Origin of the sequence: Synechococcus sp. Cruz CV12-2-Slac-r (assembly GCF_024346075.1) — a bacterium.
Taxonomy (GTDB): Bacteria; Cyanobacteriota; Cyanobacteriia; order PCC-6307; family Cyanobiaceae; genus Synechococcus_D.
Genome location: NZ_JAGQEK010000030.1, coordinates 1 through 15320, shown reverse-complemented (window position 1 = coordinate 15320; position 15320 = coordinate 1). Strand labels below are relative to the sequence as shown.

General features: G+C 52.9%; 21 protein-coding genes and 1 pseudogene. 10 read left to right on the top strand and 12 right to left on the bottom strand.

Going from position 1 to position 15320, the window contains the following annotated elements:
- The 3 genes and pseudogenes from KB557_RS04315 to KB557_RS04305 all read left to right on the top strand — a co-directional run.
- Nucleotides 1-532, top strand: a pseudogene (locus KB557_RS04315) (hypothetical protein); the annotation flags it as partial.
- A gap of 43 nt (nucleotides 533-575) precedes the next feature.
- Nucleotides 576-1517: a cysteine synthase A gene (cysK, locus tag KB557_RS04310; protein WP_255131614.1), complete on the top strand. Its 942-nt coding sequence runs from the start codon at nucleotides 576-578 to the stop codon at nucleotides 1515-1517.
- The gene (locus KB557_RS04305) at nucleotides 1514-2188 is read left to right on the top strand and encodes a J domain-containing protein (protein ID WP_255131612.1); all 675 of its coding nucleotides are present in this window, start codon (nucleotides 1514-1516) and stop codon (nucleotides 2186-2188) included. The genes cysK and KB557_RS04305 overlap by 4 nt, the downstream gene beginning before the upstream one ends.
- On the opposite strand, the gene ndhO is transcribed toward KB557_RS04305, so the two are convergent.
- The gene (gene ndhO, locus KB557_RS04300; RefSeq protein ID WP_255131610.1) at nucleotides 2181-2399 is read right to left on the bottom strand and encodes an NAD(P)H-quinone oxidoreductase subunit O; all 219 of its coding nucleotides are present in this window, start codon (nucleotides 2397-2399) and stop codon (nucleotides 2181-2183) included. The genes KB557_RS04305 and ndhO overlap by 8 nt on opposite strands.
- A gap of 74 nt (nucleotides 2400-2473) precedes the next feature.
- On the opposite strand from ndhO, the gene KB557_RS04295 reads away from it, so the two are divergent.
- On the top strand, nucleotides 2474-3397 hold the full coding sequence (locus KB557_RS04295) for a TIGR01777 family oxidoreductase (protein ID WP_255131608.1): 924 nt from the start codon (nucleotides 2474-2476) through the stop codon (nucleotides 3395-3397).
- On the opposite strand, the gene KB557_RS04290 is transcribed toward KB557_RS04295, so the two are convergent.
- The 4 genes from KB557_RS04290 to KB557_RS04275 all read right to left on the bottom strand — a co-directional run bounded on the left by KB557_RS04290 (nucleotide 3333) and on the right by KB557_RS04275 (nucleotide 5639).
- A complete protein-coding gene (locus tag KB557_RS04290) occupies nucleotides 3333-3599 on the bottom strand; it encodes a hypothetical protein (protein WP_255131606.1) in 267 nt (88 codons plus the stop codon). The two genes, KB557_RS04295 and KB557_RS04290, sit on opposite strands and share 65 nt — an antisense overlap.
- Nucleotides 3596-4756, bottom strand: a complete 1161-nt coding sequence (locus KB557_RS04285) for a lipid-A-disaccharide synthase-related protein (protein ID WP_255131604.1) — start codon at nucleotides 4754-4756, stop codon at nucleotides 3596-3598. Before KB557_RS04285 ends, KB557_RS04290 begins: the two co-directional genes overlap by 4 nt.
- Nucleotide 4757: 1 nt before the next feature.
- Nucleotides 4758-5180: a hypothetical protein gene (locus KB557_RS04280; protein ID WP_255131602.1), complete on the bottom strand. Its 423-nt coding sequence runs from the start codon at nucleotides 5178-5180 to the stop codon at nucleotides 4758-4760.
- A 63-nt stretch (nucleotides 5181-5243) separates the two neighbouring features.
- A complete protein-coding gene (locus KB557_RS04275) occupies nucleotides 5244-5639 on the bottom strand; it encodes an iron-sulfur cluster assembly accessory protein (protein ID WP_255131600.1) in 396 nt (131 codons plus the stop codon).
- Nucleotides 5640-5743: 104 nt separating this feature from the next.
- Here KB557_RS04275 and zds point away from each other — a divergent pair, with 104 nt between their 5' ends.
- From zds to KB557_RS04260, 3 genes are read left to right on the top strand one after another with little or no spacing between them, the layout of a single operon-like run.
- Nucleotides 5744-7186, top strand: coding sequence for a 9,9'-di-cis-zeta-carotene desaturase (zds, locus tag KB557_RS04270; protein ID WP_255131613.1), 1443 nt, complete (start codon nucleotides 5744-5746; stop codon nucleotides 7184-7186).
- A gap of 44 nt (nucleotides 7187-7230) precedes the next feature.
- Complete coding sequence (locus tag KB557_RS04265; protein WP_255131598.1) at nucleotides 7231-7677, top strand: SRPBCC family protein; 447 nt, start codon at nucleotides 7231-7233, stop codon at nucleotides 7675-7677.
- An 8-nt stretch (nucleotides 7678-7685) separates the two neighbouring features.
- Nucleotides 7686-8156 carry a hypothetical protein gene (locus KB557_RS04260; RefSeq protein WP_255131597.1) on the top strand — a complete coding sequence of 157 codons (471 nt, stop codon included), beginning with the start codon at nucleotides 7686-7688 and terminating at the stop codon, nucleotides 8154-8156.
- On the opposite strand, the gene KB557_RS04255 is transcribed toward KB557_RS04260, so the two are convergent.
- From KB557_RS04255 to KB557_RS04230, 6 genes are read right to left on the bottom strand one after another with little or no spacing between them, the layout of a single operon-like run.
- Entirely contained in the window at nucleotides 8147-8953 is an 807-nt protein-coding gene (locus tag KB557_RS04255) for a uroporphyrinogen-III synthase (protein ID WP_255131595.1), read from the bottom strand. The two genes, KB557_RS04260 and KB557_RS04255, sit on opposite strands and share 10 nt — an antisense overlap.
- The gene (locus tag KB557_RS04250; RefSeq protein ID WP_255131593.1) at nucleotides 8943-10139 is read right to left on the bottom strand and encodes a glycosyltransferase; all 1197 of its coding nucleotides are present in this window, start codon (nucleotides 10137-10139) and stop codon (nucleotides 8943-8945) included. Before KB557_RS04250 ends, KB557_RS04255 begins: the two co-directional genes overlap by 11 nt.
- 43 nt (nucleotides 10140-10182) lie before the next feature.
- Nucleotides 10183-11769, bottom strand: coding sequence for a glycoside hydrolase family 3 N-terminal domain-containing protein (locus KB557_RS04245; protein ID WP_255131591.1), 1587 nt, complete (start codon nucleotides 11767-11769; stop codon nucleotides 10183-10185).
- Nucleotides 11766-12140 carry a 30S ribosome-binding factor RbfA gene (rbfA, locus tag KB557_RS04240; RefSeq protein ID WP_255131589.1) on the bottom strand — a complete coding sequence of 125 codons (375 nt, stop codon included), beginning with the start codon at nucleotides 12138-12140 and terminating at the stop codon, nucleotides 11766-11768. Before rbfA ends, KB557_RS04245 begins: the two co-directional genes overlap by 4 nt.
- Before the next feature lie 2 nt (nucleotides 12141-12142).
- Nucleotides 12143-12349, bottom strand: a complete 207-nt coding sequence (locus KB557_RS04235) for a DUF751 family protein (RefSeq protein WP_255131587.1) — start codon at nucleotides 12347-12349, stop codon at nucleotides 12143-12145.
- Entirely contained in the window at nucleotides 12346-12999 is a 654-nt protein-coding gene (locus KB557_RS04230; protein ID WP_255131585.1) for a DUF6816 family protein, read from the bottom strand. Before KB557_RS04230 ends, KB557_RS04235 begins: the two co-directional genes overlap by 4 nt.
- Between KB557_RS04230 and KB557_RS04225 the strand changes: the two genes are divergently transcribed.
- Nucleotides 12998-13252: a chlororespiratory reduction protein 7 gene (locus tag KB557_RS04225; RefSeq protein ID WP_255131583.1), complete on the top strand. Its 255-nt coding sequence runs from the start codon at nucleotides 12998-13000 to the stop codon at nucleotides 13250-13252. The genes KB557_RS04230 and KB557_RS04225 overlap by 2 nt on opposite strands.
- Here the strand turns inward: KB557_RS04225 and KB557_RS04220 are convergent.
- Entirely contained in the window at nucleotides 13215-13802 is a 588-nt protein-coding gene (locus KB557_RS04220) for a shikimate kinase (protein WP_255131581.1), read from the bottom strand. The genes KB557_RS04225 and KB557_RS04220 overlap by 38 nt on opposite strands.
- 20 nt (nucleotides 13803-13822) lie before the next feature.
- Between KB557_RS04220 and KB557_RS04215 the strand changes: the two genes are divergently transcribed.
- Entirely contained in the window at nucleotides 13823-14728 is a 906-nt protein-coding gene (locus KB557_RS04215; RefSeq protein ID WP_255131579.1) for a 6-carboxytetrahydropterin synthase, read from the top strand.
- Nucleotides 14725-15320: dihydrofolate reductase family protein (locus KB557_RS04210; protein ID WP_255131577.1), on the top strand; the 596-nt coding region annotated here is incomplete at its 3' end. The genes KB557_RS04215 and KB557_RS04210, both read left to right, overlap by 4 nt.

Below are 15320 nucleotides of genomic sequence, written 5' to 3'. Positions count from 1 at the left end.
CCTACAGCTGCCGGATTCAACTAATCAAAATTGGCGTAAGCGCTTAGCGGCCCTAGGCCCTGGCCTCAAGGTGGGCATTGCCTGGCAAGGCGGCGGCACCTTAGGCAATCGCCGCCAGCGTTCGCTCCAGCTCGAGCAACTTTTGCCGCTGTTAAAGCAATCGGGTTTGCATTGGTTCAACCTGCAATACGGCCACAAACCAGAGGAACTGCATGCCTTAAAGCAAAATCACGGCGTTGAGATCTTGCATTTCGATGGCATTAGCACTGATCTGCTCGCCACCGCCGGGCTCACCGCTGCCCTTGATCTTGTAATCACAGTGCAACAAACCGCTTTGCATCTTGCCGCTGGCCTTGGTGTGCCCGTGTGGGGCCTTTTGCCCTATCGGGCTGAATGGCGCTATGGCCAAGGGGGTTCTCAAATGATTTGGTACCCCAGCGTGAAATTGTTTCGGCAACAGCAGCGGGGCAATTGGCAGGGCGTTATTGAACAGGTTTCGCTGCAATTGCTTAAACGCTTAGAGGAACGCTGAAGCGCTCTTAATGATCAGAATGGATGAATTACCACTTCATCCAATGGCGATTGCTCCTGATATCACCGCCCTCGTGGGCCATACCCCTTTAGTGCGGCTGAATCGACTGCCAAAGGCAGAAGCTTGTTGCGCCGAGATAGTTGCGAAGCTTGAAAGCTTTAATCCCACAGCATCAGTGAAAGATCGCATTGGTTTAGCGATGGTTCTTGATGCAGAAGCGCAGGGGCTGATCAATCCTGAAAACACAATTTTAGTAGAACCCACCAGCGGCAACACCGGAATCGCCCTTGCAATGGTTGCTGCCGCCCGCGGCTACCGCTTGATCCTCACCATGCCAGACACCATGAGTTCGGAGCGGCGATCCATGTTGCGGGCTTATGGAGCAGAGCTTGAACTCACCCCAGGGGCGGAAGGGATGAAGGGGGCAATCGGGCGGGCCCGCGCCCTTGCGGCGGAGTTGCCCAATGCTTATCTGCTACAGCAGTTTGCAAATCCAGCCAATCCAGCCATCCACGCCCGCACCACTGCAGAAGAACTTTGGCTTGATACCGATGGCCGCATTGATGCTCTGGTGGCTGGAGTGGGCACCGGTGGCACCATTACCGGCTGCGCTCAGCTGCTGAAGCAACGTAAGCCCAGTTTTCAAGCGATTGCAGTGGAACCCACCGGTAGCCCAGTGCTCAGTGGTGGTGCCCCTGGGCCCCATCGCATCCAAGGAATCGGTGCTGGTTTCATCCCAGACAACTATCAAGCTGAATTGATCGATGAGGTGATCCAGGTAACAGACGCAGACGCGATGGCGATGGGGCGGCGATTAGCGCGGGAGGAGGGTTTGCTCAGTGGGGTGAGCAGTGGCGCCACCATGGCAGCAGCTTTAAAACTGGGGCAAAGGCCTGAATGGGCTGGCAAATTAATAGTTGTGGTGCTCGCCAGTTTTGGTGAGCGTTATCTCAGCACTCCGATGTTTACCGACGCCACGCCGTGACCGCTGCGGATCCATATCGTGTGTTGGGGGTATCTCAAGGGGCCACCACAGCTGAAATCAAGGCCGCCTATCGCGCCTTGGTGAAACAACATCATCCCGATGCCAAGGCGAGCGGCGCTGGCCAAAATTCAATTAAGGATCCAAGCCAGGATTCAAAACAAATAATTGCCATTAATGCCGCCTGGGAGCTGCTGCGGCATCAAGAAAGCCGTCGCCGCTACGACAGTTCAACGCCCCAAACGCGCAGTAGCCCCAAGGCCAGCAGCAGCAGCAGCAATGGTGAGGCCGCCCTCGAGCGCTGGTTGAGTGGCGTGTATTGGCCTATCGATCAACTTTTAGGGGAGGTATTAGAACCTTTTGGCGCAGAATTCACAGCGTTATCAGCTGATCCTTACGACGATCAATTAATGGCAAATTTTTGTTCATATCTCGAGCGCAGCCGCAACTATTTGGAAAGGGTGGAATATTTATTTCGTTCTCAGGCCTGCCCGGCAATTGCCAAAAGTTTTGGCCTCAGCCTTTATCACTGCTTAAGTGGCGTGCAGGATGCCATTGCTGAATTTGAGCGTTACACCGCCGGTTATGTAGATGGTTATTTGCGTGATGGCCGCGAGATGATCCGCGAAGCATCGCAGCGGCGCCAGCGTTTACAAACTCAGCAACCTAGGTAAAAGGCTCTAATTGATCAAGCCTTAACCACACATCAGGCACCGGTTGGCGAAAACGCAGCTGGGCATAGCTTTCATTAATTATCAATATTTCCCCAGGCCCCTCCAGTAGATAAGCCGGTGGTATGGGCGCACTAGCAGCAGCTTCTGTGCTGCCAACATATGCCTCGCGATTTACCCGCACTAAGGCTCCTTTTTTGAAGCTGTTGGCCATGGTTTCTATCGCGCTTTTAACAGGCTAAAGGGCAACGGTTGAGGTTAACGTCTGCAAAAGATGCCTAGGTAGTAATGAAGCTGTTGCTGATTGGTTGCACTGGTTTTGTTGGCCGTGAATTATTGCCGCTTTTAGAAGCTGCCGGCCACGAACTCACAATCGTGAGCCGCAGCTCTGCTGCTAAAGGAAGGCTGCAGGCCAACCCCGCCCTTGCCAAAAGTTGGCTGCCGGATACTCCCCTTGCAAAGGCATTAGCAGAAGCGGATGCGGTGGTGAATTTGGCGGGGGAGCCGATTGCTGAACAACGCTGGACGCCAGCTCAATGTGAATTACTGCGTAGCAGCCGCATAAACACCACAAAATTTTTAGCTGCTGCAATCTCTACTGCTGCTTCCACTAATGCCTCCCCAAAGGTGTTGATAAGTGGTTCGGCCATTGGCTTTTATGGCAGCAGCCTCGTTGAAAGTTTCACGGAAAGCAGCCCGAATGCCACTGATTTCCTTGGAGAGTTGTGCCTGGAATGGGAGCAAGCCGCGGCGGCAATACCTGCAAGTTGCCGGCTGGTTGTTTTACGCACAGGCATTGTGCTGGCAGCTGATGGTGGCGCCCTCGGCAAAATGTTGCCAATTTTTCGCGCTGGCTTTGGCGGCCCCATCGGTTCGGGCCGGCAGTGGATGAGCTGGATTCATCGCACTGATTTCTGCGCTCTTATCGCGATGGCCCTCAGCAATCCCGCCTACAGCGGCGTTTATAACGCCACCGCTCCAAATCCAGCAACGATGGCGCAGTTTTGTCAGAATTTAGGCAAGGCTCTTGGCAGGCCAAGCTTGCTGCCGGTGCCCGGCGCTTTGTTGCAGTTGCTGCTTGGCGATGGCGCCTCTGTAGTGCTGGAAGGCCAAAAAGTGCTGCCAGAACGGCTGCAACAGCAGGGATTTAACTTTCAATACGGCGATTTGAATGGGGCCCTCGCCGCTGCCACCAGCTCCAAGCAGCGTTGATTAATGCCCCAGCCATCAAGATTCCAAGGGCTGGGGTGAACAGCGGTTCCCATAGCTTTTTAAATAGGGAAAGAGGCGCATGTATTTGGCGCGCTTCTAAGGCAACAGCAGCTAAAAACCAGATAGCGGCAAAGATCACCAGAAATACATTGGCCACCAGCAGGCGATCCAACCAAATCTTGATCTGATTAGGGGCACTCATCGCTGCATCGCTTGGATGATGGCAGTAGCGATGCGGTTGGTTCCGCCACTGCGGCCTAAGCGTTTCTCCCCCTCTTCTTGCCAAGTCTGTTGTTGGTTTTCCGTTTGTTGCGTCATTAACGGAATTAGTAATTGCACTGATTGCTCAAGGGTTGTGGCAGCGCCCACTGGCCCTTGCGCGCAGAACACTCCTGGCCCCAACAGGCGGCGTTGCGCTTCCGCAAATCCAGCTGTGAACTGGGGCCCAAAACCGGCTAATTGCAACACCGGTATGCCAAGCCCCACCGCTTGTTCGCTAGCTGTGCCCGCCATCGATAAAGCCACTCTGGATTCACATAAAACTTGGTTGAACTGCCCCCAGCAAAGTTCTAATTTCAATTGCTGCCAGTTCAAAGCGCTTGGGCTTGCCCTCCAGCCTCGCTGCAGGGCCATTGCTGCCACTGCTTCTTGGTTTAATTCCTGCACTAAAGCAGCTTTAAAGCTCCAGCTTTGAGCAGTTTTTGGTAACAACTCGAGCAAGGCCAGCATCAATTCGAAATTTTGCAATGCCTCCGGCAATCGGCTGCCCGGCAGCAGTGCCAACATTTGTTCTGCGGAGGGTTTTGCTTTCGCCCCCAGCACTTTTTCGATAAATGGGTTGCCAAGGAATTCCACAGATCGGCCCAGTTGCTCGCTTAGATCGCATGCAGTGAGGTAATCACGGCTGAAAATTGCCCTTGTGCGTTTACTTGCAAGGCACGCACCGCAAGGCCATGGCAGCCTCAACTTCCCTTCGTAGTGGCTGGAATAGGCCACAAGATAAGTAGCCACGGGTTTGCCTAGAAGCCAGCACAGCAGCACTGGAATCACATCTCCCACCACCACTAAAGCATCGGCCTTTTGGGCCTCCCGCCAAACGCGCCAACTGCGTTTTAGTAAATACAGCACCTGTCCCTGGAATATTTCGGCCCATCTGCCAGCGGCGCTGGTGTAACCCAAGCCACCGGTGCTGTAGTTGCGGGTGCGGCCCAGCACTGAAATTCCAGCGGCAAGATATGCATCCCCTCCACCCACAAGGGGCACAGCAGCCACTTGGGCTCCCAGCTCCTGAAGGGCTAGGGCCAGCAGGGCACCGCTTAGGTCTTCCCCGTGGCCGTTGCTTATCAGCAGCAGCCTCATTTCAATCAGCTAGCCAAGCCTTCACTTTTTCTAAGGCTGGCCAGCCGGGCCGCCGCTGCAGCCCATCAGCGATGGAAGCCTGCAGTTCGCGGGCTAATTCAGGTGAAAAGGCCATCAGCTTTTTTATTAATTCAATGTGCTCCCTCACTCCTTTAGCTCCGGTTTCGAGCATGGCAAGGCTGAGGTTGATGCGACCTTGGGGATCTTGTGGATTGATTTTTACAGCGTTTTTTGCTGAATAAAGAGCATCTTGAGGCTCACCATTAAGCAGTTGCAGCCAGGCGAGGCAGGTCCAACCTGCTGATTGGCGCGGCGCTTGCTGGGTGATTTCTTTAAAGCTGGCAATCACTTGCGGCAGCGGAGCACCATTTTGGTAGCTGCTTAGGGCAAGCTCAAATTCGGAAGCTTCAGTGCTGGCATTCATAGAGAGCTTTCTACTCAGTTCAGGTATTGATTCAGATTCGCACCTTGGTGGCTAACTCACGGCTTAAACCGCAAAAGAACTGCCGCAGCCGCAGGTTTGGGTGGCATTTGGGTTGCTGAAATTAAAACCGCCACCTATTAGTGCAGCTGAAAAATCCAGCTGCATTCCGTAGATATAAAGCAAACTTTTCGGATCGCATATCACTGTGAACGCAGGGGCTCCAGCTGGTTCGTATACGTAACTTTCATCATCAGCCTGCTTCTCAAGGCCAGAAACAAAGTCCATGGTGTAACTCATGCCGCTGCACCCGCCCGAACGTACCCCCACCCTCAAAACTTGATCACCACCCTGCTGCTGCATCAAGCCGGCCAACTGTTTCATGGCTGGAGCGGTGATCAGAATGCCTTTGCCATCTTTACCGGTGTGGGTGAGGGGAGCTGTTGCGAGATCAGTAGCCATCGCTTTACTTTTAATTTACCAATTACTCTAAGCAACTTCCCAGCTGCCACAGCCCCACTATGGGGCCATTGCTCCATAGAGTTGAGCCATTACAGGAGCTGATGGTGCGGGTTGCAATCGTTGGATCAGGGCTGGCGGGTTTGTCTGCGGCAGTGGATCTGGTGGATGCCGGCCATCAGGTGGATATTTACGAAGCGAGGCCCTTTATGGGCGGAAAAGTTGGCAGCTGGATAGATCCAGATGGTAATCACATCGAAATGGGGCTGCATGTGTTCTTTTTTAATTACACCAATCTTTTTGCTTTAATGCGAAAGGTAAACGCATTTGATAATCTTTTACCAAAGGATCACACCCATTTATTTGTAAATCGTGGAGCCGATTTAAAAGAGCTTGATTTTCGTTTTGCCCTAGGAGCTCCATTTAATGGCTTGAAAGCTTTTTTTACCACTCCTCAGCTGAATTGGCTTGATAAATTACGTAATGCCCTTGCTTTAGGCACCAGCCCAATTGTGCAAGGTTTATTGGATTACGAAGGCGCGATGAAAACAATACGAGCTTTAGATCGCGTTAGTTTTCAGCAGTGGTTTATCGGCCATGGCGGCAGTGTTAATAGCATCGAGCGAATGTGGAATCCAATTGCCTACGCCCTAGGTTTTATTGATTGCAAATCTATTTCGGCTCGCTGCATGCTTACAATTTTTTTGATGTTTGCTACTAAAACAGAGGCATCAAAATTAAATCTGTTAAAGGGATCTCCCCATCGCTGGTTAACCGGCCCAATCCTTGATTATATTAAAGCTCGTGGTGGTAATTTACATCTGCGGCATCGGGTAATCGAGCTGGAATATCAAGATTCCTCAGCGGGTTCTTTGGTAACGGGCTTAAAGCTTGGCACTCCCGATGGTGAAATAGTTGTGCAGGCAGATAATTATTTAGCTGCTTGCGATGTGCCAGGTATTCAAAAGTTGATACCAGCCGCCTGGCGGCGTTGGCCTTTATTTGAGCGGATTTATCGCCTGGAGGCGGTGCCTGTTGCCACTGTGCAATTGAGATACAACGGATGGGTAACTGAGCTTGGGGAAAGCGGTAGCGCAGAAGCAAAACGCAAAAACTTAGCTGTTCCTAGCGGTCTTAATAATTTGCTTTACACAGCAGATGCAGATTTCAGTTGCTTTGCTGATCTCGCCCTTGCCAGCCCAGAGGATTACCGCAAACAAGGGCTTGGCTCTCTGCTTCAGTGTGTTTTAACGCCAGGCGATCGCTGGATCCCTAAAAAAACAGAGGAAATTGTTGCCCACACCGATGCTCAAGTGCGGCAATTATTTCCTTCCGCTTCCTCCTTGCAGTTGGTGTGGAGCAATGTGGTGAAACTTGCTCAGTCTCTTTATCGCGAGGCTCCAGGAATGGATCCTTTTCGGCCGGAGCAAAACACCCCAGTAGCTAATTTCTTTTTGGCTGGTAGCTATACAAAACAAGATTACATAGATTCAATGGAAGGTGCCACGATGAGTGGCAGATTGGCCGCAGCAAAAATTCTTGGTTGCTAAACCAACGTTTAAATTTTTCACCTTTTATTCACTGCAGAGATCCCATGGGCCGTTGGCTTGAGCACAGCGTTACCACCAGCATCCGGGCCCCTGTTGCTCAAGTGTGGGTTTTATGGAGCGATTTAGAGGCAATGCCGCTCTGGATGCGTTGGATTGAATCGGTGGTAACACTCGATGATCCAAATCTCACTGAATGGACCCTCTCCGCCCAAGGATTTCGCTTTCAGTGGAAGGCACGCATCACCAACCGAGTAGATGAGCAGCAATTGAATTGGGAATCGGTAAAGGGGTTACCCACAAAAGGAGCGGTGCGTTTTTACCCAGAAGGCCCCAGCCAAACATCAGTAAAACTCACAGTTAGCTATGAATTACCAGGAATCTTGGCTCCATTGATGGATTCCGCCATGTTGGGTGGGCTTGTTAGTAAGGAATTGCAGGCAAATCTTGATCGCTTTCGCGATTTAGTTGAACAGAGGGCTGGCAGCATTTGAAACACCCCTTGACCCTATCTTTTGTTATTTCCATCACTGCGGCAGCTGTTGCTAGTTGTGCAGTTGCGCCACCATTTTCGAATAATTCAATAAGGGCTCCCCTACCGCCTTTGCAGCAACCTCCAGCAAAAGATCCCCGTTTCACAGCTCTACCAACTCCTGCAGCTGTAATTGCGGCTTTGCCAAAGGGTCGTAATGATCCATTTGCACCATTAGCTGCAACCACTGCTCCAAAAGGAGCAAATCCCCCCAAAAGCCTTGCTAAGCCAGCCTTGCAACTCACGGGTGTTGCCATGGCACGGGGTGTACCCCAGGCTTTTGTTTCTTACAACAACGAAACTGGCGCTGTAGTGCCGGGCGATCTAGGTGGAGCGGGCATTCCATGGTTGCCGCCAGGTTGGCGCGTGATCAGTGTTGATGTGCAGCAAGGGCAGTTGATGCTTGGTAATGGCAGCCAGAAGTTGCCCTTTCAGCTTTGAAGCTTTTGCTTTGAATTAATCGCAAAGGCGCAAGCAGCCAAAAGCCCCTCAAGGTGGTGTGGATCTGCTTCTGCATCAACGCGGCCAAGGAATTCGATGCAGGCTTTTGTGGTTTGAGGCCCAATTGAGATCAGCATGATTGGCGCCAGCAAATCTCGCCAGTTGCTGCCGAATTCCAGTTGCAGCAGGCTCACGCAATGGCGCACCGTTTTTGCACTGCTAAAACAGATCGCTTCAACGCTGCCGGCCTTTATGGCCGCGCTGGTAATTTCTGGGATTTTGCTTGGGCAGCTGGATTCGTAGGCAGCCACTTCCACCACCCTGGCGCCAGCTTCCGCGAAAGCTTCCGCCAAAATGCTGCGGCCGCCGCTTTGCACCCGCGGCAAAAGGACGCGTTGGCCCCACACTCCCACTGGGAAATTTTCTAGCAAGCTATCGGCTACAAATTCCGGGGGAACAAAATCAGCAGGTGCCCCTAACTGCTCAAGCAATGCTGCTGTTTTTCGGCCCACGGCAGCCAGCCTCACCCCTTTTGGCCTTGTTGCCAGGGATTGGCCTAAGTGCTGCAATTGGCGCTCAACTGCATCCACCCCATTAGCGCTTGAAAAAATGCACCATTGGAAGCTACTAAATTCCCTTAAAGCATCAATTAGTGGCCCCAATTCGCTTGGAGGGCCAATCACTAAAGCTGGTAAATCCAGCACTTTTGCGCCAGCGGCTTCAAATATCTGGCGGGCTTCGCCAAGCTGCTGTTCAGCCCGGGTAAGCACCACCGTTGCCGTTAGCTCAAGCTGCATCCAGTTTCACCAGCTCGCCTGCTTTTGCCGCCAATTCCCTTGCTTCCTCTTCTTTGCCTTGAGCCAGCAATAAACCGATTGCTGTGAGAAAACTTGCTCTTGCGGCATCAAAATTCCCTCCAAGTAACTGGGCCGCCCCAAGGTTTTGGTGAATTTCGGGATTATTTGGAGCCAGTTCTAAGGCGCTCTCATAGGCCTCCAGGGCGCCGCCAATATCATTTAATTTGCGCCTAATTAAGCCAAGGTTGTACCAGGCAAGGGCAACTTCAGGGGCGTGGCGAGTGGCAGCTTCGGTGTAACTGGCGGCTTCTTCTAATTTGTTAAGCCTTAGCAGTAATGCGCCAAGATTTAAGCGGGCCCCAATGCTTAATCGCGGGTTTAAAGGTTCATCAAGGGCGGCGCGATAGTGCTTTTCCGCCCGCGGCAAATCGCTATGGGCATGGGCAATTCCCAGATGCAGTTGCAGTTCATATCGCTCGGAGAACTGGGTTTTAGTGCAGCGGGTAAGCCCTTGCTCCAAAAGAGCAATACCTCGTTCCACATTGCCGGATTCGATTTCTAGCCCCCCCAATTTGGCGCTGGCGTAGGGATCACCAGGGTTAGCTAGGAGTTCAGCTTCCATGGCTTGCCTGAGCCGTTCTGCTTTATTGCCCGCTAAAAGGCTCTCCAGCTGGTAACCGCTATGCAGCAAGGCGGGTTCTGGGCAATCCACCACGCGCCATTGAGGTTCAGCTTGCAGCAATTTTTCAACGCTGTCGTCTATGGAAGCGTGATACAGGCGATTCCAGCTAATGGCGGGATGGCGCCGAAATAACCGACTCACCGCTGAATAAGGGGCCTGGGCCGCCCCCGCTTCAAAACGCAGCAGATTGATCACCAACACATCGGGTTGAGCCATCAGTGCTTGTAAAGGGGCTTTGGCATCGCTCAGCAGAAATTCATCGGCATCAAGCACCAATACCCAGTCGCCCTGCACCAATTCCAGGGCTCGATTGCGAGCCGGGGCAAAATCTCCTGGCCATTCCATGGATTCCACCTGGGCACCAGCTTCCGCTGCAATTGCTTTGGTGTTATCGGTGGAGCCGGTATCGAGCACCAGTAATTGATCGCAAAAACCAGCAACGCTGGCGAGGCATTGGCCGATCTGCCCCTCTTCGTTGCGCACGATCATTGAGAGGCTGAGCATGGCTGCAATTACCCAGGATTTGGTTAGCTAAGAAGATTAAAACTTAGTTCGTGAAGCCACCTTCATAGCTGGCAGCACCAAGGCCAAGGCTTTGCAAAGCAAGAGCTTGAGCCCCAGGCATCTGGCCGGGGCTGTAAGCAATAGCGATGTTGGCAGGGATCAGCCCTTTCAGCTCCTGCCATAGATATGGGCTGCCATACACCACAAGGCCCGCCAATCTTTGCTGCGCCAATAGCTTTTGCACCAGCTCGGCCCAGTAGCCATCAGCGCCGGCGCTGCCTCGAAATGGATTACCCCGCACAAATAATTGCAGCAACACTGGCCCAGTTGGCAATTTTTCTAGATCTAAAGCTTGGCTGCGGCCATCGATCAAGGTGGTTTGAAAGCCAGCGGCTTGGGGACGCAAAAGGGCAGGGGCCGCCAGGGGTAAGGGGCTACAAGCAAGGCTGCTATCAACCCTAATTAAATTCACCCCCGGCCCTTTTGGCGGCGCTGAGTTGCAGCCTTGCTGTTGCAAGCTCAGTTGCAACAATTCCTGGGCAAGGGCGCCGTGGCTGCTGGCGCAGTTGGCTAAAGCAGATAAGGCAGCCGCTGTATCAAGTTCAGAGGGTTTGCAGCGGGCCAAGGCCAGGCGCCGCCGCTCCAGGCTTTGCTCAACTCGCTCCAGCGGCCAGCGACCTTCAAGGCAACCCTGCTCAAGGGCCGTTAAGGCGGCATCTGTATCGGCTGGCATCAGGATCAGATCTGCCCCTGCTTCAAAGGCCAAAGCAGCTGCTTCTGCTGCTCCGTAGTGCTTAGTAATTGCTTCCATCACAAGCGCATCGGTAACAATTAAGCCGTTAAATCCCAGCTCTTGCCTTAATAGCTGGCTTAAAACTGCCTTGGAAAGGGTGGCGGGGCGTTCTGGATCAAGGGCTGGCAGCTGCAGGTGCGCCGTCATCACACTGCCAACACCAGCTGCAATAGCAGCGCGAAATGGAACAAATTCAAGTTCATCTAGCCGTTCTCGGCTGTGGGCAAGTTGGGGTAATTGCAGGTGTGAATCCTGGCTGGTATCTCCATGGCCGGGGAAATGCTTAGCGCAACCCAGTACCCCCTCCCCCTCTAAACCCTGCAGGAAAGCGCGGCTAAGGGCTGTTGTTGCCGCTGCGGTTTCGCCCCAGGCACGCACATTGATTACCGGATTGGCTGGATTGTTATTTACGTCGCACACTGGTGCTAATACCCAATTGAGCCCCAGCAGCTGGGCTTCATTGCCGCTGCAGCGGCCGTAGGCCCTGGCTAATGCTTCTGCTCGGGGTGGGTCGGTATGCCAGAGGGGCGCTAAGGCCAGAGGTGGCACCAGCCAAGTGGCCCCTTCAAAGCGTTGCCCCACCCCTTCTTCCACATCGGCGCAAAGCAGTAAGCGGTTTTGATCGGTTGATCCGGCCCACTGCTGTAACTGCCGGCAACGTAGAGCTAGATCGGCGGCACTTCCGCCTAGCAAAATCACGCCGCCAACCCCTTGCTCTAACCAGTGCTGCAGTTCGGTGTTGCCCAGTTCCCAGCGGGGATAACGCCGTTGGCTATCGGTGCCAAAGCCACTGGCGCGCACAACAAATAACTGGGCTAACTGGCGGCGCAGGGTCATGGCTCCTCTTCTTCTTGGCGGGCCTCAGCTAAACGATTTAGTAAACCCAAAACCTCCACCCCCTCGGCCAGGCCTTTGTCGTGGTGGAACACAAGTTCAGGAGTACGGCGCATATTCAACCTGCGGCTTAATTCACCGCGCAGATATGGAGCGGCAGAGCGCAAACCCTCCATGGCCTCCGCCTGCTCATTTTTGCTGCCGTAGATGCTCACGGAAACCTTGCAATGCTGCAAATCACCGGCCACCACCACCGTGGTGATACTCACCATGCCCTGGGAAATCCGTTCATCGCGCACGCCCGTGCGAAGCAGTTCGCTCATTTCCTTGCGGATTAATGAGGCCACCCGTTCTACCCGTCGCCCTTGGGCCATCTCTATGCCCCTGGTACTGGGGTAACCATCGCATGCAGCACTAGAGCAAGGCTGATGCTGCCACTAACTGCTGCTGCAACCAGGGCAATCGCCGTTACCGGATTACTGGTGCGGGCAAGCAGAGGGGCGAATACTGAATCAGCAACCCCAAGCCCCAGGGCAATTAAATACCTGGGGTAGCGGGTCACATTGACGAAAAAATCCCTCACGGCGGCCCTGTTGTTTTGGCGTTTCCATCCCCACTCTGCCGCTCCAGCTGCAAGCTGGAATAGCTGCTTGTAATTGCACTTGCCCTTAGCCCCTGTTCTGGAGAGGGGTAACGGGCTTGCCACTGCTCAACTTCAATATGATTTTCGTTTACCAAGTGGAATTTACTAAGAATTTCAATTCGGCTCAAACGGGGCGGTAAACCTGGCTGCCGCAGGGTTTGAATACTTAATTCGTCGGCCAAAAAAAATCCAGTTTTTGATGTTTCAGTGGCACGGCCCTGAATGCTTGTTTCAAGCAAACGATCGTTGCTCAGCTTTGTTAGTTGACGGTTTGGATTTATGGGATCGTCTTCCACTGCTAAAAGCTCGCCTGCAAGAACTTGTTTTGCCACAGCAGCGGCGTTAGCAGCTCTCAAGCCCACCACCTTGCCATCATTTCGGCGCCTAAAAACAACACTGGCCTGGCTTATTTCGTTGCTATTAAGTAACCAAACACCCTCAAACCACTGAGGATATTCAAGATCTCTATGGCCGGGCCTTGAAAGTGGAGCCGGTAGGTTCCATTCGGGCCAAGCCAGCAACCTTTGTTCTAAGGCGCCCCCTAAAGGCAGTAGCAGCGCCAGGATGCAGCTAAATAAAGCGAATTGCATGTCTGATCCCTTAATTCGGGCCTTAGATCACTACGTGGTGCTGGATCCCGAGGCGGGTGAGCAGATTCTTACAGCCTTAGAAACCTTGAGCTGGCTTGAAATGCAGTTAGCGCGCTTAACTCAAACCCCAGCAGACCTAGCAAACCTGCCCAGTGCTGCCTCCCAGGCGGAACGCTTACTTAATACTGCATGTGCTTTGGAATTGGAGCCGGGTTTCACGGTGCAGTGGTTCGCGGTGCGCCTGGAACCTTGAGCACTGCTGGAAGTGCTGCCACAATTTCGGCTGCCACCTGTGCTGGATTGGCGCAGCCTGCAGCTATCGATAAATCAGCTTGGCTGTATTGGGCTGCGCGAGCTTGCAGCAATTTTAATAATTCTGTTTCGGGGTTTGGCTTTTGCAGCATTGGCCTATCTCCAGGTTGGGCTTGAAGGCGCGCAAGCAGTTGAGCTGCGTCAACTTGCAGCCACACCACTAGCCCCTGGCGTAGAGCACCCCAGTTGGAGCTTGTTGTTACAACTCCACCTCCGGTTGCAACCACAAGTGAATGCCATTGGCTGATCTGATGCAATACCTGGGTTTCAATCAAACGAAACCCTGCCTCACCTTGGCTATCGAAAATTTCACTGATGGAGCAACCAGCGGCTGCAGCGATTACCGAATCAGCGTCGATAAAGCGATAACCAAGCAATTTCGCTAATTCAGGGCCAACACTGCTTTTACCGCAGCCCATCATGCCAATTAGGTAGATATTGATTCCTTGGAGTTGTTGTTTCAATGGCAAGCTTTGATCCTTAGGATGCATGGGCTTAAGAAGCCTTAAAGGTGGCAGCAATAGTGAATGAACATGCTGCCACGGCTGAAATTGCCCCCCATGGGGAAGGTCGCCCCTGTGTGATCACCCGTCGTGCCTGTTTTAGTGCCAGCCACCTTTATTGGTTGCCGGAACTTGATGCAGTTGAAAACGAACGTCGGTTTGGCCCTTGCAGCAAGGCTCCAGGCCACGGACACAATTACGAGTTGATCGTGTCTATGGGGGGCGAGCTCGATGCTGATGGGATGGTGCTCAACCTCTCTGATGTGAAGCACGCCATCAAGGCAGAGGTAACGGAACCACTGGATTTCCATTGCCTCAACCACACTTGGCCGGAATTTGCGGTGGAGCAGCGCCCGGAGGCGGCATTACCCACTACGGAATGGCTGCTTCATGCCATTTGGCAACGGCTTAATCCGCTTTTGCCCCTCACCGCTCTGCGGTTATACGAACAACCAACCCTTTGGGCCGATTACCTCGGTAATGCCATGGAAGCTTTTCTCACAATTCGCACCCATTTCTCTGCTGCCCATCGGCTTGCTCGGCCGGAATTAAGCCAGGGGGAAAATGAAACTATCTATGGCAAATGCGCCAGGCCCCATGGCCACGGCCATAACTATTTTTTAGAAGTAACAGTGCGAGGCGAAATTGATGCTCGCAGCGGCATGGTTTGTGATTTAGCTGCATTGCAAAAATTGGTGCAGGATTTAGTTGTGGAACCTTTTGATCACACTTTTTTAAATAAAGATGTGCCATTTTTTGTTGATTGTGTGCCCACAGCTGAAAACATTGCTTTGCATATTGCTGATCGTTTAAATCAACCAATTGCAACTATTGGAGCGGCGCTGCATAAGATTCATTTGCAGGAAAGCCCCAATAATGCAGCTGTTATTTATGCGGAAGCAGCATTGGTGTGAGCCTGCGTTTGGTGCTGGCCATCAGCATGGATGGGCGCTTAGCGCCCCCCCAAGGAGGGGCAGCAAAATTAGGAAATCTGGGAGATCGGCGCGCCCTGGAAGAGGCACTGGTTTGGGCTGATTGTTGCTTGATGGGGGCAGGCACCTTGAGGGCCCACCGCAGCAGCTGCCTGATTCATCAACTTGATCTTTTAGAGCAGCGCAAACAATTAAATAAATCAGTTCAGCCGCCGTTGCTGCTGATTAGTCGTAGCAATCCACCGCTGGGAATTGAGCCCGATTGGCCCTTTTGGCAGCAACCCTTCGCCCGTTGGTTATTGGCACCCGCAGGAAAAAAGGCGCCGGGTTTTGAGCGATTTTTTCCCTTAGGCCCCTGGCCGCAACTTAAGCAATCCTTGGCGGCAGAAGGGGTGAAAAACCTGCTTTTGCTAGGAGGCGCTGAACTTACGGCAAGCCTTATGGCAGCTGGCGTGGTGGATGAGCTTCAACTAACGCTTTGCCCCTTGCTGCTTGGTGGAAAGCAGCATTGGTTGCCGCCAAATTTTGAACTGCCAGCACAAGCTTGGCAGTTGGTGGAGGCTAGAGAATTGGG

Excerpts from the sequence above, each read along its gene's own strand:
- KB557_RS04275 (WP_255131600.1), bottom strand. The coding sequence starts at position 5,639 with ATGGCTACTGATCTCGCAACAGCTCCCCTCACCCACACCGGTAAAGAT.
- KB557_RS04265 (WP_255131598.1), top strand. The coding sequence starts at position 7,231 with ATGGGCCGTTGGCTTGAGCACAGCGTTACCACCAGCATCCGGGCCCCT.
- KB557_RS04280 (WP_255131602.1), bottom strand. The coding sequence starts at position 5,180 with ATGAATGCCAGCACTGAAGCTTCCGAATTTGAGCTTGCCCTAAGCAGC.
- KB557_RS04220 (WP_255131581.1), bottom strand. The coding sequence starts at position 13,802 with ATGCATCCTAAGGATCAAAGCTTGCCATTGAAACAACAACTCCAAGGA.
- KB557_RS04250 (WP_255131593.1), bottom strand. The coding sequence starts at position 10,139 with ATGCTCAGCCTCTCAATGATCGTGCGCAACGAAGAGGGGCAGATCGGC.
- KB557_RS04245 (WP_255131591.1), bottom strand. The coding sequence starts at position 11,769 with ATGACCCTGCGCCGCCAGTTAGCCCAGTTATTTGTTGTGCGCGCCAGT.
- KB557_RS04290 (WP_255131606.1), bottom strand. The coding sequence starts at position 3,599 with ATGAGTGCCCCTAATCAGATCAAGATTTGGTTGGATCGCCTGCTGGTG.
- cysK (WP_255131614.1), top strand. The coding sequence starts at position 576 with ATGGCGATTGCTCCTGATATCACCGCCCTCGTGGGCCATACCCCTTTA.
- ndhO (WP_255131610.1), bottom strand. The coding sequence starts at position 2,399 with ATGGCCAACAGCTTCAAAAAAGGAGCCTTAGTGCGGGTAAATCGCGAG.
- KB557_RS04295 (WP_255131608.1), top strand. The coding sequence starts at position 2,474 with ATGAAGCTGTTGCTGATTGGTTGCACTGGTTTTGTTGGCCGTGAATTA.
- KB557_RS04255 (WP_255131595.1), bottom strand. The coding sequence starts at position 8,953 with ATGCAGCTTGAGCTAACGGCAACGGTGGTGCTTACCCGGGCTGAACAG.
- KB557_RS04230 (WP_255131585.1), bottom strand. The coding sequence starts at position 12,999 with ATGCAATTCGCTTTATTTAGCTGCATCCTGGCGCTGCTACTGCCTTTA.
- KB557_RS04225 (WP_255131583.1), top strand. The coding sequence starts at position 12,998 with ATGTCTGATCCCTTAATTCGGGCCTTAGATCACTACGTGGTGCTGGAT.
- KB557_RS04285 (WP_255131604.1), bottom strand. The coding sequence starts at position 4,756 with ATGAGGCTGCTGCTGATAAGCAACGGCCACGGGGAAGACCTAAGCGGT.
- rbfA (WP_255131589.1), bottom strand. The coding sequence starts at position 12,140 with ATGGCCCAAGGGCGACGGGTAGAACGGGTGGCCTCATTAATCCGCAAG.